Genomic DNA, 19,800 nt, shown 5'->3' with positions numbered 1-19,800 from the left:
GCGCCCGGGCGGTCGGCGTCAGCGCACGCGCCGTTCCTCGAGTGGTGCGGCGCGCAGCCGGGCGGCGGAGTCGCTCGGCAGGTGCGGGGTGTGGCCCACGAGCCGGGCGGAGTTGGCGACCACGGCGATGCTGCTGGTGTTGTGCAGCAGGGCGGCCAGGACGGGGTTGATGGAGCCTCCCGCGCCCGCGATGAGGCCGGCGAGGTTGACGCCGATGGACAGGGTGTAGTTCTGCCGTACGACGCGCAGGGTGTGCCGGCTGAGTTCGACGACGGCCGCGACCTGGCGCAGGTCGTTTCCGGCGAGGGCGATGTCGGCGGTCTCCAGCGCCACGTGGGAGGAGTGGGCGCCCATGACGATGCCGACGTCGGCGAGGGCCAGCGCGGGTGCGTCGTTGGTGCCGTCGCCGACCATCGCCACGCTGTGTCCCCCGGCCTGGAGGTCGCGGATCAGCTGGAGTTTGGCTTCGGGCAGCGCGTGGGCGTGGACCTCGGTGATGCCGAGGGCGTCGGCCACGGCCTGAGCGGTCTCGGGGGCATCGCCGGTCAGCAGCACGATGCGGGTGACTCCGAGGTCGGTCAGCTGGCGGACGACGGTGTCGGCTCCGCCGCGTACGGCGTCGGACAGGCCGAGCATGCCGATCAGTTTCTCTTCGTGGGCGAGGCAGATGACGGTCTCGCCGGCGGCGCGCAGCCGGCTCGTCCAGTCCTGGGCCACTGCGGAGAGTTCGAGGCCGTGGCGGCGCAGCAGGGCGGGGCTGCCCACCAGCAGGCGGCTGCCGTCGAGTTCGGCACGTACGCCCATGCCGAGGACGACCTCGCAGGCCTGGTGGATGGGGATGTGCAGGTGCTGTTCCTCGGTGCGGCGGACGATGGCCTCGGCGAGCGGGTGGCGTGCGTGCAGTTCGCCGGAGGCCGCCAGGCTCAGTACCTCGTCGGCGGTGACACTCTCGTCGAGCGTCACCACGCTGGTGACCAGGGGCCGCCCCAGGGTGAGCGTGCCGGTCTTGTCGAAGACCACGGCGGTGACGCGGCCGATGCCTTCGAGGTGGGTGCCGCCCTTGATGAGGGTCCCCCGGCGGGCGCCGTTGCCGATGGCCGCGCTGATCGCGGTGGGGGTCGCCAGGCCCGCGGCGCAGGGACAGGCGATCAGCAGCATCGTCATCGCCCGCCGGGCGTCCCGGGTCAGCACGTACGTGATCCCGGCGAGGGCGAACGAGACGGGCACGAAGCGGCGGGTGAAGGCGGCGGCGACGGTCTGGATCGGGGCCCGGTCGGCCTGCGCCTCCTCGACCCGGGTGATGATGCGCCCGACGACGGTGTCCTGTCCGACCGAGGTGGCCCGTACGTGCACGGAGCCGGTGGAGACGAGGGTGCCCGCGTACACCTCGGTGCCGGGCTGCACGTACACCGGGAGCGCCTCGCCGGTGATCGCCGCCTGGTCCACCAGCGCCTCGCCGGACTCGGCGATGCCGTCGACGGGGATGCGGTGGTGCTCGTAGACGGCGACCACGTCCCCGGTCCTGACCTCCGTCAGGTCGGCCTCCACCTCCACGCCGTCGCGGACCAGCCAGACCCGCTCCTCGCCGATGGAGAGCAGTTCCTCGATGGCGCGCCGGGTCCGCCGCAGAGTGATGGCCTGCAGGAACTCGCCGATGTTGAGCAGCCACAGCACCATCAGCGCGACCACGTTCTCGCGCAGCACGAGCGAGATCACGGTCGCGGTCGTCACCAGCAGATCGGTGCCCGCGTGGCGTCTGCCGCCAAGGCTGCGCAGGGCACCGCGGAGGAACGGCAGCCCGGTGAAGACGGTCACCGCGCCGAGGAAACCGGCCGATCCCGCCGGGGTCCACGGCGGCCGGCCGAGCAGTCGCCGCAGTCCCACCAGAGCGAGCACCGCACCGCCGACCACCAGCCGCGCGACCTCCCCGGTGGAGGAGTCGGGCACCGACCGGCTGGCCCTGGCGGGCACTCCCGGCGGCGGCGCCTCGGCGAGGGCGGCGACCAGCCGGTCCACGTCGACCAGGTCGGACTGCACCCAGACGATCACCGCGCCGGTCCGCGGGAAGATGCGAAGCGCCCTGAAGCCCGGCAGATCGGTGAATCGCTCGTCGACGACGCCGGCGCAGCCGGGCCGCGCCCGCAGCCACGGAACCGTCAGCCGGACGCGGCCCGCGGCGGCGGAACGCACCACCACGCCGGCGTCGGAGGCGGGAGCGGGCGGTGAGGCGGGAGCGGGCTCGGAGCCGTTACCGGGCACGGGTACGTCGCCGGGTGCGGACGTGCCGGACATGGCGACCGCCTCTCAGTGCTCGTGGTCGTGGCCGTGCCCCTCGACACCGACCGCCGAGGGCGGCGGCGCCTCCTCACCCAGTCGCTCCCTGGCCTCCGCCAGCAGGTCGCCGGCCTTCAGGCGGGCCTCCTCAGCAGCCTCTCCGAGCCGTCGCCCCGTCGTGATGCCGCCCGCGATACCGCTGACCAGGAGCCTGCGGGCCGCGGGCTTCGCCCGGGGCGCGGCCTTGGCGGCTCCCCGCAGAACCAGTACGCCGGCGGTTCCGGACAGGACGTAGTGCGTGATGCGGCCCACGGCCGCACCTGCGAAAGCGGCGGGATGCATCATGCTCTCCTTCCGCGGAGCGGATTCCTCCGCTTCGAGGCGGTACATCCATTCTCGCCCCGGGGCGGACATCGCGCGCGAGTCGTTCCTGATCAGCCGTGGCCGCGCAGACCGAGCCCACGCGAGTTACGTTCTTGGTAAGGATTTCCATGTCGAGCTCGGCGGACGACTCACCTCATCGGCGGAGGAGGATCCTCCATGCGCGCGTCCTCGTCCCGGCATCCGGCGTCGCTCACGGTCGGCATCTGCCTGGTGTTCCTGGCCGGTTGCGGCAACCCGTCCGATTCCGGCAGCGACACCGGAACCTCGCAGAACCCCGCCGCCTCGTCCGCCGTCCCGGTGGTGACCTCGACGAACGTCTACGGGGACATCGTCGAGCGGATAGGCGGCGGGCAGGTGAAGGTCACCTCGATCATCAGCGAACCCGACCAGGACCCGCACTCCTACGAGGCCAACACGCAGAACCAGTTGGCGTTGACCAAGGCGAAGGTCGTCGTCGAAAACGGCGGCGGGTACGACGACTTCATCGACAGGATGCTGAAGAGCAGCGACAACTCGTCCGCCGAGGTCGTCAACGCGGTCAAGGTCTCCGGGAAGTCGGCCCCGGCGGGTGCGGAGCTCAACGAGCACGTCTGGTACGACCTCCCGACGGTCGCCAGGCTCGCCGACCGCATCGCCGCCGCTCTGGGCGAGGCCGACCCGGACGGCGCTGCCACGTTCACCAGGAACGCGGACGCCTTCAGAGCGGAGCTGAAGTCGCTGGAGACGAGGGAAGCACAGATCAGGACCGACCACGGCGGCGAGCCCGTGGCCATCACCGAGCCGGTACCGCTGTACATGATCGAGGCCGGCGGGCTGGAGAACGCCACACCGGAGGAGTTCAGCGACGCCATCGAGGAGGGTGACGACGTCTCGCCGAGGACTCTGCGGGACACGCTGGCGCTGTTCACCGAGAGGAGGGTCGAGGCGCTGGTCCACAACGAGCAGACCTCCGGCCCGCAGACCGACAGGGTCGAGCAGGCGGCCAGGACCGCGGGGATTCCCGTCGTCCCCGTTACCGAGACGCTTCCCGAGGGCGAGGACTACATCGGCTGGATGACCGCCAACGTCGACGCGCTCGCGAGCGCGCTGGGAAAGTGAGGTGGCCCCGTGGCCTCCTTGCCCCGTGCCCGCGAGGGCAGGACGGATGACCCGGACCGCGGCGCGGACGCCGCGGTGATCAGCCTGCGTGGTGCGGCCCTCTCCTACGGCGGGCGCGTGCTGTGGCAGGGCCTCGAACTCGACGTACGACCGGGTGAGTTCCTGGCCGTGCTCGGGCCGAACGGATCGGGCAAGACCAGCCTGGTCCGCGCCGTGCTGGGCGGGCGGCAGCTGTCCGCGGGCACGCTGACAGTCCTGGGCCGCCCGCCCCGCAGGGGCAGCCGGCACATCGGCTACGTCCCGCAGCAGGCGACCCTGTCCGCCCACGCGATGCTGCGCGCCCGGGACCTGGTCCGCTTCGGCATCGACGGACACGGCTTCGGTCCCCGGCTGCGCTCGCGCGCCGTCCGCCGCCGCGTGGACGAGGTCCTCGCATCGGTCGGGGCCGCCGCCTACGCGGACGTGCCCGTCGGCCTGCTCTCCGGCGGCGAACGTCAACGTGTGCGCGTCGGGCAGGCGTTGGCGACCGACCCGCGCATCCTGCTCTGCGACGAGCCGCTGCTCTCCCTCGACCTGCACCATCAGCGGGCGGTGACGCGACTGGTGGACGACCGGCGCCGCTCGCACGGCACGGCCGTGGTCTTCGTGACCCACGAGATCAACCCCGTGCTCGGCCTGGTGGACCGCGTGCTCTACCTGGCCCGCGGCGGCTACCGCGTCGGCACACCCGACGAGGTGCTGACCTCCGAGGCGCTCTCACAGCTGTACGGCACGCAGATCGACGTCGTCCGCGTCCGGGACCGGATCACGGTCGTGGGCGTGCCCGACGAGGTGGCCGAGCCGCCGCACCACCCCGAGCCGCCGCACGGAGTACGGCCATGACCCTCGCCGACGGGATCTGGCAGCAGATCTTCAACTTCGACCACTACGGCGAACTGCTCACCCTGGTCCGCAACTCCCTCATCGCCGGCGTCGCACTCGGCCTGGTCGGCGGCCTGGTGGGAGTCTTCGTGATCATGCGGGACCTGCCGTTCGCGGTGCACGGCATCAGCGAGCTGTCGTTCGCCGGCGCCTCGGCCGCGCTGCTGCTGGGCGTGAACATCGTGGGCGGCTCGATCGTCGGGTCGCTGATCGCGGCCGGAGCGATCGGCCTGCTCGGGTCCCGGGCCCGGGACCGCAACTCGGTGATCGGCACGCTCATGCCGTTCGGCCTCGGCCTCGGCGTGCTGTTCCTCGCCCTGTACAAGGGGCGGGCGGCGAACAAGTTCGGGATACTCACGGGGCAGATCGTCGCCGTCGACACCCCGCAGATGTCCTGGCTTCTCGGTACCGCGGCCGTCGTCCTCGTGGCGCTGATGTTCATGTGGCGGCCGCTGGCGTTCGCCAGTGCCGACCCGGAAGTGGCCGAGGCGCGTGGCGTCCCGGTGCGGGGACTGTCCTTCGCCTTCATGCTCGTGCTGGGGCTCGCGGTCGCGCTGTCGGTGCAGATCGTCGGGGCGTTGCTGGTCCTGACGCTCGTCGTCACCCCCGCGGCCGCCGCGGCCCGGATCACGGCCTCCCCGGTGCTGTTGCCGGTGCTCAGCGTGGCCTTCGCGGTGACCTCGATCGAGGGCGGGATCCTGCTCGCCCTGGGCAGCAGCATCCCCATCAGCCCGTACGTCACCACCATCTCGTTCACGATCTACATCGGCTGCCGACTGGTGGGCACCTACCGGACGCGCACAAGTGGTCCCAAGCGCCACCACGATGTCGTTGCCAACCCTTCATGAAAATGATTATCGTAATGACATGTCCGAGGGGGCATGAACATGACTCATGGGGGGTTTCTTTTGCGTACCCGCAGACGCCTGCTGACCGTCACAGGCATCGCCGCCGCCGCGCTCGCCACGGCCGGTCTCCACACCTCCGCCTTCGCCGCCACCACCCTGAGCAGCGGCCACGTCGACGTCCTCGACGCCGAGTGGGACGGCGCCGACCTGCACCTGCACGTCCACGACGAGGAGAACGGCACCGAGTACGAGCCGGCCGACGTGACCCTGTCGGTGCCGGCGGCGGCGAAGGTCGCCAACCCGGGCCTCGGTTTCCTCGGCTCCGGCAGCCAGATCTGGCTGCTGCCGGACACCGAGGCCGAGGCCGACGCGGCCGGGGTGCTGTTCCCCGGCGTCTCCACCGAGCACCTCACCACCGGCGTCTTCGCCAACAACACCGTCACCTACCGGCTCGTGAGCGCCACCCGCAACGGTGCCGCCACCGACGACTTCAGCGTTTACGACAGCAGCGGAACCCGCTGGTACGACAGCAACCCGAACACGACCAACTTCAAGTCCCGGCCCTTCGGCGTGGGCACGCACAACCACGCCAACTGGGCCTTCGAGGAGGCCGGCACGTACAAGCTGACGTTTCGCGTCCAGGGCACGGCCGGCGGCGTGACGGAGTCCGCCACCGAGACGTACACCGTCGTCGTCAGCTCGTGATGCGAGCCCTGACGCGCGGAAGCAGACGCGCCTTCACCGCCGCGGCGGTGACCGCGGCGACCGCGGTGCTCATGGGCGCGGCAGGGCTGGCCGTCGGCGGCAGCGGGGGAGCCCGCGCCGCCGGCGGTGCCGTCGTCCTCGGCGAGGGCGAGTTCGACCTCACTCCCCGGCTGGTCGACGGCAAGCCGGAGTTGCAGCTCGACGACCGCGGCGGGGACACGGAGACCACCCGCGACCCCTCCGACATCGTGGTGCACGCCGGACCGGCGACCAAGGAGTCCGTGATCTCACCGGCGTACCCGATCATCGGGGATCTGGTCGACGCCTACTTCCTCAACGGCTGGCACAACGCGGGCCAGATCTTCGCCCCGGAACCGGGCTGGAACGGCACCGAGGCGGGCGGCGACACGGAGGTGAAGCTCTCGGGCTTCGAGGGCCCCGGGCACTTCGCGCTCTACACCTACACCCGCGACATGGACAACAACGACGAGAACGCGGTGCAGCACCTCAACAGCGGTGACAGCGCGCACCGTTCGTTCACTCTGACCGCGGACCAGGAACGCGCCGTCCCCACCTGGGCGTTCACGGCAGAGGGCGTCTACCGGCTCACCCTCACGGTGACCGTCGGCGGCGTCAGCGACACCGAGACCCTCGCCGTGGTCGTCGGCGACGACACCGACCCGGCCGAGGTACTGCCGGGCGACGGCACGACCCCGACTCCTGGCAACCCGACGGGTTCGGCCGCGCCGTCGAACAGCACGACCCCGACCGCCACCGCACCCACCGGGCACGTCATCGACAACGGCCACATCGACCTCGCCGCCCGGCCGGTGGACGGCTCGCTGCGGTTCCAGATCAAAGAAGGCACGGCGTCCGACCACGAGTGGTACGAGCCGGACGAGGTCGTGCTGCACGTGAAGCCCGCGGCCAAGCGGCGGGTCCCCGAGGGGCACGGGTTCCTGGGGAAGGCCGGCGACCCCGTGTGGTGGCTGCCGCTGCAGCAGATCGACGGGCTGGTGTGGCCCGGCTGGAGCACCGAGGAGTACGCCAGGGCCGACATCGACGGAGACATCACCTACCGGCTCGACAAGGTGCAAGGGCCGGGCGCGGTGGCCGTGTTCAACTCGGACTCGTTCGGTTCCGTCGACGTCAGGCTCAACAGCGGCGACGGGCTGCCCGACGGCCTCCCGCACTCCGTCCACGCGCACAGCCACTGGAACTGGACCTTCACCAAGGAGGGCGTGTACCGCCTGACCTTCACCGTCGGCGCGACTCTCGCCGACGGCACCAAGGTCAGCGACACCGAGACCCTGGCGTGGGCGGTGGGTGACGTCGACCCGTCGACCGTGCCCCCGGGCGCGGGCGGCGAGCCCACGGCGACGCCCACCGTCACCGCCTCGCCGTCCGGCACCGCCACCTCCACCGCCGGCGGCTCGCCGTCGGCGTCGGCCGCTCCTTCGGCCGATGTGCCGCCGTCCGCGTCCGGCTCGCCGAGCGGCGGCGGCAGCGGAACGGGCGGCTCGGGGGGCGGCAGCACCGGTTCGGCCGGCGGTTCGACCGGGAGCGTGAGCGGGGGCGGGCTCGCCGCCACGGGCGCGGGCGTGCTGGTGCCGTTCGCCGCGGCGCTGGCCGCGGTGTTCACGGGTGCGGCCGCCTTCCTCGCCGTACGCCGCCACCGTCGCGTCGGCTGACGCACCCCGCGTGCGGCGGACCGGAGTCGTGGCAGCCCCCGGTCCGCCGCACGCGACCCATCGGCCCTGACCAGGGCCCACAGGTCTGAAGAAGAAGGAGGAGCCCCCATGCGGGCCCCGAGACCAGCCCCCGAGCGGGCGCCCCTACGCACCACGACAACCGTCCTACGCACGACGACCGCCCTGCTCGCCGCCACCACACTGCTCGCCGGATGCGGCGGTGCGGGCGCGGGCGGGGACGGTGACAAGCTGACGGTGTCCACGACGACCGGGATCATCGCCGACCTGGTCCGCCAGGTCGGCGGCGACCGGGTCGAGGTCACCTCGATCGTGCCGCACCACGGCGACCCCCACTCCTACGAACCGAGCCCCGGCGACGCCGCCAAGGTCGCCAAGGCCGACCTCGTCTTCAGCAACGGGCTGCTGCTGGAGGAGCCCGGGATCATGAAGATGGTGCACAGCAACGCCCGTAAGGGCACGCCCAAGGTGCCGATCAGCGAGAAGCTGGAGCAGTACGGCGGCACGGTCATCAAGCTGGAGGAGGACCTCGGCCTGGACGTGCTCTGGCTCGGCTGGGCGGTGGAGGGCGAGGTCGCCGGAGACGGAGCACAGGTCCGTATCACCGCCACGGAGCTGGAGGGGCCGGGCGATCTGCACGTCTACCTCACCGACACGCTCGGCACCCCGCGCAGCTACATCGACTCAGCCGACGGCCTCGACGCCAAGGACTCCTTCACCCTGCCGCCCGAGGCACACACCCACGTCAACTGGGTGTTCACCAAGCCCGGTACGTACAAGCTCGCTGTCCGAGGAGAGATCGAGTCCCTGGAGGGCGAGCGCACCGAGTCCGGCAGCGGGACCATCACGTTCGCGGTGGGCGGCATGGGCGACGCGGGCGCCGAGGGGAAGAAGCTGCTCGGCACCGGCCACGCCGATGTCGCGCTGAATGCCGAGAAGCACCAGTTGTCCGTACGGACGGACGACGAGAGGACCGGCGGCACGGTGCACCACCCGGCGGACGAGGTCGCCGTGTCCGTACCGGACAAGGCGAAGGACACCGTGCCGAAGGAGCAGGCGTACCGCTTCCTCGGCGCGCCCGGAGCCGACATCTGGGTGCTGCCGCAGGCCGTCATCGGCAAGCACGTGCACGGCGAGATGGACCCGCACGCCTGGGCGGACGTCGCCAACGCGGAGGCCTACGTGCGGCGTGTCGAGGCCGAGCTGGCCAAGGCCGACCCGGACGGCCGCGAGGCCTACGAGCGCGGCGCCGGACAGTACCTGAAGCGGCTGGCCGCGCTGGACAAGGAGGTCGCGAGCACCCTCGCCACCATCCCCGAGGCCAATCGCAAGCTCATCACCACGCACGACGCCTTCGGCTACCTCGCCAAGGCCTACGGCATGGAGGTCGCGGGCTTCGTCGTCCCCGTGCCCAACCAGGAGCCGAGCGCGGCCGAGGTGGAGCAACTCGGCGACACCATCCAGGAGAAGAAGGTCCCGGCGGTCTTCCTGGAACCCAATCTCGCCGCCCGCGCCGACGTACTGCGCCGGGTCGCCGAGGACGAGGGGGTCGGGATCTGCACGATCTATGGCGACTCCTTCGACGACAGGGTCCACGACTACGTGGCGATGATGCGCCACAACGCCAAGGAACTGGCCCGCTGCCTGGGCGGGGAGGGGAGTTGAACCCGATGAGGGGCCACCGAAGGCATGAGGGGCACGAGGGCATGACGGGCACAGCAGGAAGACGTCAGCGGATCGCCGCGGCCGTGGCACTCGCCGCGATCGGGGCGATGGCCCTCGGTGCGGCCCCGGAACCCGGCGCGACCACGGCCGCCGGGCAGATCGTCCAGGGCGGGCAGCGGGCTGCGCTCGACGCGCAGGACCGGCCCGTCGAGGTCGACGACACTCACCGGACCGCCCTGCCGAACGACGAGACGTACCGCTTTCTCGGTGAACCGGGCGCGGTCATCTGGGAGTTGGCGGACGCCCCCTGGGACACGACGTGGAAGGCGGCAGACGCTGTGCGCCGGTCGCTCACCGGAGTGGAAGGCCCGGGCGCGCTGGTCGGGTACGACCTGAACGGGGACGGCGAACCGGTCGTGCGCTTCGACAGCGGGCACGACCTGCCGGACGGCCACGACCTGCCGGCCGGCACCGGCGGGGAGGGCACACGGTGGGTGTTCGCCGCCCCCGGCACGTACACCCTCACCTTGGCCACCGAGACCGGCTCTGCCGACGGCGAGCAGCCGAGCAGCTCCGGGGAGACGTACACGGTCCTCGTCGGCGACGAGGCCATCGAGCGGGCCACGCAGGAGCCCGCGACCGATGCGGAGGCGCCGCGAGAGACGCCATCGGCCGACAGCGCCGGGAACCCTGAGACGGCCGAGCCGCCCGCCACCGCTCCGGAAGCCGGGGCACGGAAGCCCGCTGTGGCAGCCGCCCCGGCAGACGCGGCGGACGCCACCGTCGTCAGCACGAAGAAGACACTCGACGAAGGGCACATCGACCTCGCCGCACGGGTCGTCGACCGGAAGCTGCAGATCCACATCAAGGACGGCACCATCGCCGGGAAGACCACCTGGCGCGAACCCTCCTCCGTGGTGCTGCACGTCAAACCGGCCGCCAAGAAGACGATCCCGGCCAGTGACGACTTCGCCTTCCTCGGCAAGGAGGGCGACCCGGTCTGGCTGCTCGACCAGGTCCAGCAGGACGGCCTGCTCTGGCCCGGCTGGTCCACCGACAACATCGCCGCCGGAGCCACCAGGGGCGGCGTCGACTTCGCCCTGACCAAGGTGGCCGGCCCCGGCAGCTACGCCCTCTACAACTACGACGGCCTGTCCGGCGCGACCGTCCTGTTCAACAGCGGGGACGGTGTACCGGACTCCTTCACCGTCCCGGCCAACTCACACGCACACGGAGGCTGGGCGTTCAGCAAGGAGGGCGTCTACCGGCTGACCTTCAGGATGAGCGGGACGCTCGCGAACGGTACGAAGGTCTCCGACACGGAGACGGTGACGTTCGCGGTCGGTGACACCGACCCCGGTACCGTGGCGCCGGGCGACGGCTCGGGCAAGGGAAGCCCGGGGACCTCCGGCTCCCCGGACACAGGCTCGGACACGAGCGGCTCGGGCTCGACGGCCGGTTCCGACTCCGGCTCCGGTTCCGGCTCCACCGGCGGCACCTCGACCGACGGCTCCGGCGACGGCTCGATGGCCTCCACCGGCGCGGGCCAGACGTTGCTGCTGGGAACCGCGGCCGCCGCGCTCACCACCCTGGGCGCCGCGTCCGTGCTGGCCGCCCGACGCAGGAGGACCGCACGTGGCTGACCGACCGGCAGACCGCACGGGCCCCCTGCTGAGGGTCACGGGCGCCACCGTCGTCCTCGGCGGGCGAACCGCCCTGGAACGGGCCGATCTGTCCGTCGGCGCGGGAGAACTGGTCGGGCTCATCGGGCCCAACGGCGCCGGCAAGACGACCTTGCTGCGGGCCGTGCTCGGGCTGGTTCCACTGGCCGGGGGAGAGGTGGCCGTGGAGGGCCGGACCGGGCGCCGGGCCGGGCAGCGGATCGGCTACGTGCCCCAACGGCACGAGTTCGCCTGGGACTTCCCCGTCGACATCGCGGGAGCGGTCCTCACCGGCCGTACCCGGCAGCTGGGCTGGCTGCGCCGCCCGGGCGCGGCGGACCGGGCGGCGGTGGCCGAGGCCCTGGAGCTGACCGGGCTCACCGCTCTGCGCCGGCGCCCGATCGGGGAACTGTCAGGCGGCCAGCGGCAGCGGGTCCTGGTGGCCCGCGCCCTGGCCGCCGGCCCGCGCATCCTGCTCCTCGACGAACCGTTCACCGGCGTCGACGTCCCCACCCAGGAGCTGTTGAACGAGTTGTTCGGCCGGCTGGCCGCGGAAGGCAGGGCACTGTTGATGACCACCCACGACCTGGCGGCCGCCGCCCGCACCTGCCACCGGGTGGCGCTGATCAACCGCACGGTCGTGGCCGAAGGCGGCCCCGAACTCCTCGCCGACCCCGACCAGATGCTGCGCGCCTTCGGCCTCGACCGCGCGATCGGCACGGTGACCGCGTCATGACCGACCTGCTCGCGTTCTTCACCGACCCCTGGCAACTTCCCTTCATGCGACGGGCGTTCGCCGTGGCAGCCGTCATCGGCCTGGTGTGTGGCGTCGTCGGCGTGTACGTCGTGCTGCGCGGCATGGCGTTCATCGGCGACGCCGTCGCCCACTCCGCGTTCCCGGGCGTCGCGCTCGCCTACGCCTTCGAGGGCAACCTGCTTCTCGGCGGGGCGGCGGCCGGCATCACCACGGCGGTGCTGATCGCCTTCGTCTCCCAGAACCGGCGGCTGAAGGAGGACACCGTGATCGGCGTCTTCTTCGCCTTCGCGTTCGGGCTGGGCATCGTGCTGGTCTCCACGCGCGACAGCTGGACGACGGACCTGTCGTCCTTCCTGTTCGGGCAGGTGCTGGCGGTGAGCGCGTCCGACGTCTGGACGGTGGCTGTGATCGGCGCGGTGCTGGTCCTGGTCGTGGTCGCGATCGGCAAGGAGCTGGTCGCCGTCAGCCTCGACCGCGAGACGGCACGCGCCGCGGGCCTGCCGGTGTTCCGCCTCGACCTGGCGCTGTACGTCGTCGTGACCACGACGATCGTGATGTCCCTGGAAGCGGTCGGCAACATCCTCGTCCTCGCCCTGCTCATCACCCCGGCCGCCACCGCCCGCATGCTCACCGAGCGGCTGTGGGCGATGACCCTGCTGGCCTCGCTCATCGGCTGCGCGGGCGGCGTCGCGGGCCTGTACGTCTCGTACACGTACGACCTGGCCGCCGGCGGTTCCGTCGTCGTGGTCCTCACCGCCCTGTTCGCCGTCACGTGGTGCCTGGCTCCCCGCCACGGGCTCCTCACGAGGCTCGTCAGGCGGACAGGCAGGGCGGCTCCCGTGCCCGCCGGACGGTGACACCCACCCCGTCGGCCCCCGGAGGGTGGCACCGCCCCGCTGAACTCCGTTCTGACGAGGGTCCGTTGCCGCTACCGCTCCGAACGGCGTGACGGTCGTACGGCCAGCAGACGGCGCGGAGGGCGGCGGCCTTGGCGCAGGCCCTCCGTCAGCCAGCCGGCCAGGGCCTCCGACTGGTCCGGCTCCGTGAGCGGGCCGAAGGCCAGAGCAGGTCCGAGCGGCGTACGGTCCCGGGTGCACGGCTGGACCACCACACGGTGGCCGGCGCGCGGCACCTGGTTGCCCTCGTGGTGAGGGCAGTGCAGATGCCGGCCCAGACAGCCGGTGGCGACCAGCAGCCCGCCCGGCACCTGCCGGGTGGCGGTACGCAGCGCTTCGAGGACGCGGCCGTCTGCCGCGCCGCAACCGCCCTCGGCCCGGCAGACCGCGGCCGTGAAGCCCTCGGCCTGCCGGGCGGCGGTGTGAGGGGGCCGCTGGGTCATGCCACGGCCGTCCCGGTCAGGATCCGCACGTCCAGGTCCGTCACCGCGGATGCCTCCAGCGCGGCGGTGAAGCGGGTGCGCACGCGTTCCACCGCGGCGGGCGCGAGCCCGTCGAGCAGGGCGCGCGTACCGCTGCCCACCGCCAGGTCCCAGGCGGTCGCGGGCGTCAGAGGCACGGCGAGCTCCCGGCGCACGACCCGGGCGTCGCCCAGCCCGAGGCCCTCCAGCCAGGCGGCGAGCGTGTCGGAGGTGTCGATCCGGGCCAGTCGGGCCGACTGCGACGAACCCGGCCAGGCACGCTCCGTCTCGACGGCGCTCTTGAACGCCTGCCCCCAGCCGCCGAGCGCCCCCTTCTCCCATACGGTCACCGCGAGCCGCCCACCCGGCCGCAGGAGCCCGGCCAGCTGGGCGGTGCCGCGGTCCATGTCGGGGAAGAAGAACACGCCCAGGGCGCACTGCACCAGGTCGTAGCCGCCCTCGGGCGCCGCCCATGACGTCACGTCGTGCTGGTGGAACCGCAGGTGGGCCAAGCCCTCCTGCCGTGCGCGCCGCTCGCCGAGCGCGACGAGGGCACCGGAGAGGTCGACCGCGTCGACCAGCCCGCCGACCCCGACCGCACGGGCGGCGGGCAGCGCCGAGGCCCCCGCCCCGCAGCAGGCATCGAGCACCCGTTCACCGAGGGCTGGGGCCGGCGCCTCCGCCGTGGCCTGCCCCACCCGGTCCCACAGCAGCGGCGACCAGCGGTGGAACTCCTCGGCACCCGCGCTGAACAGCTCACCGATCGTGGCCTGTCGAGCGGTCACGAGTACCCCCAGAGAGTGAAACGATTGTCGTTTTCGACAACCTACTTCTCGTGGCGCTCGTTGGACACCCTCGGGTGGGGTGGAGGGGGTGTTTCGCGCGTCGCGGGGCTGGGGTGAGTGGAGTTGCGGTGATCCGCGTGTGAAACGTGGGTGGTGGCTTCGCGAGTCATGCATGAGTCGCTATATGTTGATGTCGCAATTCGTCGTCCGGGGCAGATCCGCGGGCGGCCAGAAGGGCAACCGAGGAGTCCCCCATGTCCACCGCCACCGACCACCGCACGCACGACGGGCACACGCACGCCCATGGCGAGGGCTGCGGCCACGTCGCCTTCCCGCACGGCGACCACACCGACTACGCGCACGACGGTCACATCCACCGGGTCCACGGCGACCACGTCGACGAGTGCGCCCCTGCCGGTCATGCCGCCCACGACGCCCACGACCACCAGCACGGCGAGGGGTGCGGCCACGTCGCCGTGCCGCACGAGGATCACACCGACTTCCTGCACGACGGTCACCGCCACGCCGCCCATGAAGGGCACTGGGACGACCACTGACGGATCGTCCACGGCGGCGCGGGCGTTCGGTGACGCCTGTGTGCGGCCGTCCGCAGGGAAGTCGGGCGGCCGTCGCGGCGGTCCGTCTCCCGGCGGGCCGCCGCGCCCGCGTGCGACTGCTCGCTGCAGGTCGGCCAGGGCGGTCGTGGCGAGGGGGTGCTCGCAGCGGCGACAAGCGCGGTCCATCTCCCGGCCGGCGGGATCGGCGAGAGGGCCGGCGTCCATGCCGATCGTGCTCGGCGCCAGACGCAGGACCGCTTGAAATCCGCTCGGCCCTCCGGCGGGAGGCGGGTCGGGCCGGGCGCGGGAGCTCCCGGCCGGCTCGTGCGTGTCAGACGTTGACGCCGAAGTCGGTGGCGATGCCGGCCAGTCCGGAGGCGTAGCCCTGGCCGACGGCTCGGAACTTCCACTCGGTGCCGTGCCGGTAGAGCTCGCCGAAGACCATCGCGGTCTCGCTGGAGGCGTCCTCGGACAGGTCGTAACGGGCGATCTCCTGGTTGTTCGCCTGGTTGACGACCCGGATGAAGTCGTTGCGGACCTGCCCGAAGCTCTGTCCGCGGTTCTCGGCGTCGTGGATGGACACCGGGAACACGATCTTGTCGATCTCGGCGGGCACGGCGGCGAGGTTCACCTTGACCGACTCGTCGTCGCCCTCGCCCTCCCCGGTGAGGTTGTCGCCGGTGTGCTCGACCGAACCGTCCGGGCTCTTCAGGTTGTTGTAGAAGACGAAGTGCTGGTCCGAGGGGACCTTGCCGGAGGTGTCGAGGAGCAGGGCGGAGGCGTCGAGGTCGTAGTCGGTGCCGGTGGTCGTGCGTACGTCCCAGCCCAGGCCGACCAGGACGGCGGTGAGACCCGGCGCCTCCTTGCTGAGCGAGACGTTGCCGCCCTTGGACAGGGAAACTCCCACGGCGTTCTCCTTCTTGGCGTGTGCGGTCGAGGCCCGGTGCGGGCCCCGGGTTGAGAATCTACATCACTGTAGAGAAAGTCGGGCGGGTTCCGGGGCGACGCGGGATGCGTGGAGCTCGTCGGTGACGTGGCCGTGGCGAGGGCGTCTATACGATGTCCGACCGGGAAGCAGGCGGCGACGGAACGGAGGCAGGGCGTGGCGGAGCAGCGACAGCGTGCCCGGCGGCGGGGGCAGGGCGAGCTGGAGGCGCTGGTGCTGTCGGCACTGCGGGAGGCGGACGGTCCGGCGACGGCCGGCTGGGTGCAGGAGCGACTCGGCGGGGACCTCGCCTATACGACCGTCATCACCATCCTGACCCGGCTGCTGGCCAAGGGCGCGGTCACGCGGGAGCGCGCGGGCCGGTCCTTCGCCTGGACGCCCTCGTCGGACCACGCGGGCCTGGCCGCCCGCAAGATGCGCAAGATGCTGGACGCGGAGAGCGACCGGGAGGCGGTGCTGGCCAGCTTCGTCACCGGCCTCGACCCGGACGACGAGCGGCTGCTGCGTGACCTGCTGGGTCGGTCCGGGGACGAAGAGGAACGCTGAGGCGTCATGGGGATGCTCGTCTTTCTGCCGCTGGTGCTGCCGCTCACGGCGTGGCCGGTCGCGCGCCTGGCCGAACAGCATCTGCATCCGCGGACCGCGACCCGGCTGCTGACCGGGGTGGCCGCGGTGATGGCCGCCTGCAGCACGGTGTGCCTGGGGCTGGTCATGGTGGTCGGCACCGCCCAACTGCCCGGCAACCCGCTGCCCGACGGCTGGTCGGACCCGGAGGTGCGGGCGGCCGTCCCGTACGACGAGGTCGTCGGCAAGGCCGCGATTCCGGCGCTGTGCGCGGTGCTGGTGGTGTGCGGCCGGACGCTGTGGCGGCACGGCCGGGTACGTCGCCGGGCCCACCGGGCGCTGGACGGGCTGCGGGAGACGGAGGTGGCGGTACTTCCGGATGACGTCCCCTACGCCTACGCGCTGCCCGGCCGCCGGCGGCATCGCGTGGTGGTGACCACGGCCCTGCTCGACTGCCTCGAACCCGCCGAGCGCCGGGCGCTGTTCGCCCACGAGCGGGCCCACCTCGCCGCCCGCCACCACCGCTTCCTTCTCGCGGTCCAACTCGCTGCCCGCGCCAACCCGTTCCTGCGTCCCCTGCGTACGGCGGTGTCGTACACGGCGGAGCGGTGGGCGGACGAGGACGCCGCCCGGGCGGTCGGCAGCCGCCGGACCGTGGCGTGCGCGATCGGCAAGGCGGCCCTGGTGTCGCGGGGCACTCCCGTGGCCACGCTGGCGGGCATCGCCGCGCCGGGACCGGTGCCGCGCAGGGTGGCGGCCCTGCTCGGGCCCGCCCCGGCAGCGCGTCACTGGCCTTCGGTGTTCACCTCGGTGGGGCTGGCCGCGTGGGGCGCGGCCGCGGGGACCGCCGTGTCGGCCATGACCTCGGCGAACTCCGCCGTGACGATGGTCCTCATCCTGCACGCCGCCGCACCACTGTGAGGTGGTGCCCCTGCCGCACCGCATCGGACGACGTTCTGCACCTCCTTTACAGTTGGTGTAGAGGCAGGCAATCCTGTTCTCCACCCACTGTCTGTATGCGCCGTTTCGAGAAGGAGCGAAGTTCCCCCGATGGGTGAGCCTCCCAGTACCAGCCGTGCCATCCCGCGCCCGACTCATGCGACCGAGGGAGCGGGGGTGGCACGGTGACCGAGGTCCTGCTGCTCCTGCTGGCCCTCCTCCTCACACTGGCCTGCGCGGTGTTCGTCGCGGCCGAGTTCTCGCTGACCACCGTTGAGCGCGGTGAGCTGGAGCGGGCCGCCGAGGCCGGCGAGCGCGGCGCGGACGGCGCGCTGAAGGCCGTACGACGTCTGACCTTCCAGCTGTCCGGCGCACAGCTCGGCATCACCGTCACCTCCCTCGTGATCGGCATGCTCGCCGAGCCGTCCCTGGCGGCGCTCCTGCGCGGCCCGCTGAAGGCGGCCGGCCTGGGCGGTGCCGCGTCATCGGTGGCGACCGTGCTGGGCGTGGTGATCTCCACCGTCGTGCTGATGGTCGTCGGTGAGCTGGTGCCCAAGAACTGGGCGATCTCCCGGCCGCTGGCGGTCGCCAAGGTGGTGGCCGGCCCCCAGCGCGGTTTCACGGCCGCGTTCGGCCCGTTCATCCGGCACCTGAACAGCACCGCGAACCGTTTCGTACGCCGCTTCGGCCTGGAGCCCGCCGAGGAGCTGGCCTCCGCCCGCAGCCCCGGGGAACTGGTCGCCCTGGCCCGGCACTCGGCCGCGGAAGGCGCTCTGGAAGCCGACTCCGCCGAACTCTTCGTCCGCACCCTGCACCTGAACGAGCTCACGGCGGAGAACGTGATGACGCCGCGGGTCGATGTGAAGGCGCTCGAAGTGCACGCGACGGCCGCCGACGCCGCGAACCTCTCCCACGCGACCGGCCTGTCCCGCTTCCCCGTCTACCGCGACAGCCTCGACGAGGTCGTCGGCACCGTCCATATCCGGGACGTCCTCGCCCTGGATCCGGAAAAGCGGGTCGCCACCGCGGTCACGGAGCTGGCCACCGAGCCCCTGCTGGTTCCGGACAGCCTCACCGCCGACCGGCTGCTGGAGCGGCTGCGGGCCGCTCGCACGATGGCCGTGGTCATCGACGAGTACGGCGGCACGGCGGGCGTGGCCACGGTGGAGGACATCGTCGAGGAGGTCGTCGGCGAGGTCCGCGACGAGCACGACCCCGTCGAGGTCGTCGACCTGCTGCCCGGCCCCCGCACCGGGGACGGCCGCGCGGTGTGGGAGGCGGACGGCAGCGTCCGGCTCGACCGACTCGCGGAGACCGGACTCATCGCGCCCGACGGCCCGTACGAAACCGTGGCCGGTCTGATCGCCACCCGCCTGTCCCGCATCCCCGTCAAGGGCGACGTGCTGGATCTCGACGGCTGGGAGCTGGAGGTCCTCGACGTCGACCATCACCGCGCCGACCGCGTCCGCATCACCGGACCGGTCACCGAGCGGCACCTCCAGCTCGCGGAGGAAGCCCGATGACCCTCCTGCAACTCGCCATCGGCGCACTGACCCTGCTCACCAACGCGTTCTTCGTCGGCGCCGAGTTCGCGCTGGTCTCGGTGCGCCGCAGCCAGATCGAGCCGCACGCCCAGGAAGGCGACAAACGGGCCCGGAGGACCCTGTGGGCCCTGGAACACCTCTCGGCGATGATGGCCACCGCACAGCTCGGCATCACCGTCTCCTCGCTGGTGCTCGGCGCGGTCGCCGAACCCGCCATCGCCCATCTGCTCGAACCCGGTTTCGAAGCGGTGCATCTCCCGCACGCGCTGGTGCACCCGGTCGCGTTCCTCATCGCGCTCACCCTGGCGACGTACCTGCACATGCTGATCGGCGAGATGGTCCCGAAGAACATCGCGCTCGCCGCGCCGGTGTCCAGCGCCCTGCTGCTCGGCCCTCCCCTGGCCGCCCTCACGCGGGCGCTCAAGCCGGTCGTGTTCGGCATCAACGCCTTCGCCAACGTCCTGCTGAAACTGCTGCGCGTCGAGCCGAAGGACGAGGTCGAGTCGGTCTTCACCGACGACCAGCTCGCCCGCATGGTCCTCGACTCCAGCCAGGCGGGGCTCCTCTCACCCGCCGACGGCGAACGGCTCCGCGACGCGCTGGAACTGGGCACCCGCCCGGTCGGCGAGATCCTCGTCCCCGTCCAGCGCATGCACACCGTCGACCACACCGTCACCCCCGCGCAGCTGGAGCGGGTGGCCGCGGGGGCGGGCTACTCCCGCTTTCCCGTCACCGGCGCTGAGGGCGCCCTTCTCGGTTACCTGCACATCAAGGACACCCTCGGCGTCACCGACCGCGACCGGCCCTTCCCCCGCACCGCGCTGCACAAGGTCACCCGGGTGCGCATCGACACCCCGCTCGACGACACCCTCACGGCCCTGCGCGCCGAGGGCAGCCACCTCGCCGCCGTCGTCGGCGAGAGCGGCAAGGTCATCGGCTTCGTGACCATGGAGGACGTGCTGTCGGAACTGGTCGGTCCCGCGGCTCCGGCCCCCGCGTAACCGCCCTGGGCGCGCCCTCGCATGGGGCGGTTCGGCCCGACAGGCCGATCGCGGAGCAGGCCGGGTGGTTCGAAGCGGAGCCGGC

At 72.2% G+C, this 19,800-nt stretch carries 19 protein-coding genes; 14 read left to right on the top strand and 5 right to left on the bottom strand.

Annotated elements, in window-relative coordinates; translation table 11 throughout:
* Nucleotides 1–18: 18 nt before the first annotated feature.
* Together HDA41_RS06210 and HDA41_RS06205 are read right to left on the bottom strand one after the other, a co-directional pair.
* A complete protein-coding gene (locus HDA41_RS06210; protein ID WP_184981460.1) occupies nt 19–2,292 on the bottom strand; it encodes a heavy metal translocating P-type ATPase in 2,274 nt (757 codons plus the stop codon).
* A gap of 12 nt (nt 2,293–2,304) precedes the next feature.
* The gene (locus HDA41_RS06205; RefSeq protein WP_260423316.1) at nt 2,305–2,619 is read right to left on the bottom strand and encodes a DUF1490 family protein; all 315 of its coding nucleotides are present in this window, start codon (nt 2,617–2,619) and stop codon (nt 2,305–2,307) included.
* A gap of 195 nt (nt 2,620–2,814) precedes the next feature.
* On the opposite strand from HDA41_RS06205, the gene HDA41_RS06200 reads away from it, so the two are divergent.
* The 9 genes from HDA41_RS06200 to HDA41_RS06160 all read left to right on the top strand — a co-directional run bounded on the left by HDA41_RS06200 (nt 2,815) and on the right by HDA41_RS06160 (nt 12,879).
* Nucleotides 2,815–3,756 (top strand): metal ABC transporter solute-binding protein, Zn/Mn family, encoded by a 942-nt coding sequence (locus HDA41_RS06200; RefSeq protein WP_184981458.1) that lies wholly within the window; start codon nt 2,815–2,817, stop codon nt 3,754–3,756.
* Between the two features lie 18 nt (nt 3,757–3,774).
* A complete protein-coding gene (locus tag HDA41_RS06195; protein ID WP_221511880.1) occupies nt 3,775–4,638 on the top strand; it encodes a metal ABC transporter ATP-binding protein in 864 nt (287 codons plus the stop codon).
* Complete coding sequence (locus tag HDA41_RS06190) at nt 4,635–5,525, top strand: metal ABC transporter permease (RefSeq protein ID WP_184981456.1); 891 nt, start codon at nt 4,635–4,637, stop codon at nt 5,523–5,525. Before HDA41_RS06195 ends, HDA41_RS06190 begins: the two co-directional genes overlap by 4 nt.
* 60 nt (nt 5,526–5,585) lie before the next feature.
* Entirely contained in the window at nt 5,586–6,230 is a 645-nt protein-coding gene (locus tag HDA41_RS06185; RefSeq protein WP_184981454.1) for a choice-of-anchor M domain-containing protein, read from the top strand.
* Nucleotides 6,230–7,921: a choice-of-anchor M domain-containing protein gene (locus HDA41_RS06180; RefSeq protein WP_230299645.1), complete on the top strand. Its 1,692-nt coding sequence runs from the start codon at nt 6,230–6,232 to the stop codon at nt 7,919–7,921. Before HDA41_RS06185 ends, HDA41_RS06180 begins: the two co-directional genes overlap by 1 nt.
* Before the next feature lie 108 nt (nt 7,922–8,029).
* Complete coding sequence (locus tag HDA41_RS06175; RefSeq protein ID WP_184981450.1) at nt 8,030–9,604, top strand: anchored repeat ABC transporter, substrate-binding protein; 1,575 nt, start codon at nt 8,030–8,032, stop codon at nt 9,602–9,604.
* Nucleotides 9,605–9,645: 41 nt separating this feature from the next.
* Nucleotides 9,646–11,247 (top strand): TIGR03773 family transporter-associated surface protein, encoded by a 1,602-nt coding sequence (locus tag HDA41_RS06170; RefSeq protein WP_184981448.1) that lies wholly within the window; start codon nt 9,646–9,648, stop codon nt 11,245–11,247.
* Nucleotides 11,240–12,001: an anchored repeat-type ABC transporter ATP-binding subunit gene (locus HDA41_RS06165; RefSeq protein WP_230299622.1), complete on the top strand. Its 762-nt coding sequence runs from the start codon at nt 11,240–11,242 to the stop codon at nt 11,999–12,001. Before HDA41_RS06170 ends, HDA41_RS06165 begins: the two co-directional genes overlap by 8 nt.
* Complete coding sequence (locus HDA41_RS06160; protein ID WP_184981446.1) at nt 11,998–12,879, top strand: anchored repeat-type ABC transporter permease subunit; 882 nt, start codon at nt 11,998–12,000, stop codon at nt 12,877–12,879. Before HDA41_RS06165 ends, HDA41_RS06160 begins: the two co-directional genes overlap by 4 nt.
* A 71-nt stretch (nt 12,880–12,950) precedes the next feature.
* On the opposite strand, the gene HDA41_RS06155 is transcribed toward HDA41_RS06160, so the two are convergent.
* Nucleotides 12,951–13,361 (bottom strand): hypothetical protein, encoded by a 411-nt coding sequence (locus tag HDA41_RS06155; protein ID WP_184981444.1) that lies wholly within the window; start codon nt 13,359–13,361, stop codon nt 12,951–12,953.
* Entirely contained in the window at nt 13,358–14,164 is an 807-nt protein-coding gene (locus HDA41_RS06150) for a class I SAM-dependent methyltransferase (RefSeq protein WP_230299623.1), read from the bottom strand. Before HDA41_RS06150 ends, HDA41_RS06155 begins: the two co-directional genes overlap by 4 nt.
* Nucleotides 14,165–14,418: 254 nt before the next feature.
* Here HDA41_RS06150 and HDA41_RS06145 point away from each other — a divergent pair, with 254 nt between their 5' ends.
* A complete protein-coding gene (locus tag HDA41_RS06145; protein ID WP_184981439.1) occupies nt 14,419–14,721 on the top strand; it encodes a hypothetical protein in 303 nt (100 codons plus the stop codon).
* Nucleotides 14,722–15,052: 331 nt separating this feature from the next.
* Here the strand turns inward: HDA41_RS06145 and HDA41_RS06140 are convergent, their stop codons facing one another.
* The gene (locus tag HDA41_RS06140) at nt 15,053–15,628 is read right to left on the bottom strand and encodes a TerD family protein (protein WP_184981437.1); all 576 of its coding nucleotides are present in this window, start codon (nt 15,626–15,628) and stop codon (nt 15,053–15,055) included.
* A gap of 195 nt (nt 15,629–15,823) precedes the next feature.
* Between HDA41_RS06140 and HDA41_RS06135 the strand changes: the two genes are divergently transcribed.
* From HDA41_RS06135 to HDA41_RS06120, 4 genes are all read left to right on the top strand, one after another.
* Nucleotides 15,824–16,213, top strand: a complete 390-nt coding sequence (locus HDA41_RS06135; RefSeq protein ID WP_184981435.1) for a BlaI/MecI/CopY family transcriptional regulator — start codon at nt 15,824–15,826, stop codon at nt 16,211–16,213.
* Nucleotides 16,214–16,219: 6 nt separating this feature from the next.
* Entirely contained in the window at nt 16,220–17,152 is a 933-nt protein-coding gene (locus HDA41_RS06130; RefSeq protein WP_184981433.1) for a M56 family metallopeptidase, read from the top strand.
* Nucleotides 17,153–17,355: 203 nt separating this feature from the next.
* Nucleotides 17,356–18,693, top strand: coding sequence for a hemolysin family protein (locus tag HDA41_RS06125; protein ID WP_184981431.1), 1,338 nt, complete (start codon nt 17,356–17,358; stop codon nt 18,691–18,693).
* Complete coding sequence (locus HDA41_RS06120) at nt 18,690–19,715, top strand: hemolysin family protein (RefSeq protein WP_184981429.1); 1,026 nt, start codon at nt 18,690–18,692, stop codon at nt 19,713–19,715. The genes HDA41_RS06125 and HDA41_RS06120 overlap by 4 nt, the downstream gene beginning before the upstream one ends.
* Nucleotides 19,716–19,800: the final 85 nt, after the last annotated feature.

Origin of the sequence: Streptomyces caelestis (assembly GCF_014205255.1) — a bacterium.
Lineage (GTDB): Bacteria > Actinomycetota > Actinomycetes > Streptomycetales > Streptomycetaceae > Streptomyces > Streptomyces caelestis.
The sequence above is the reverse complement of the archived record's forward strand: the minus strand, read 5'-3'. Positions and strand labels throughout refer to the sequence as shown.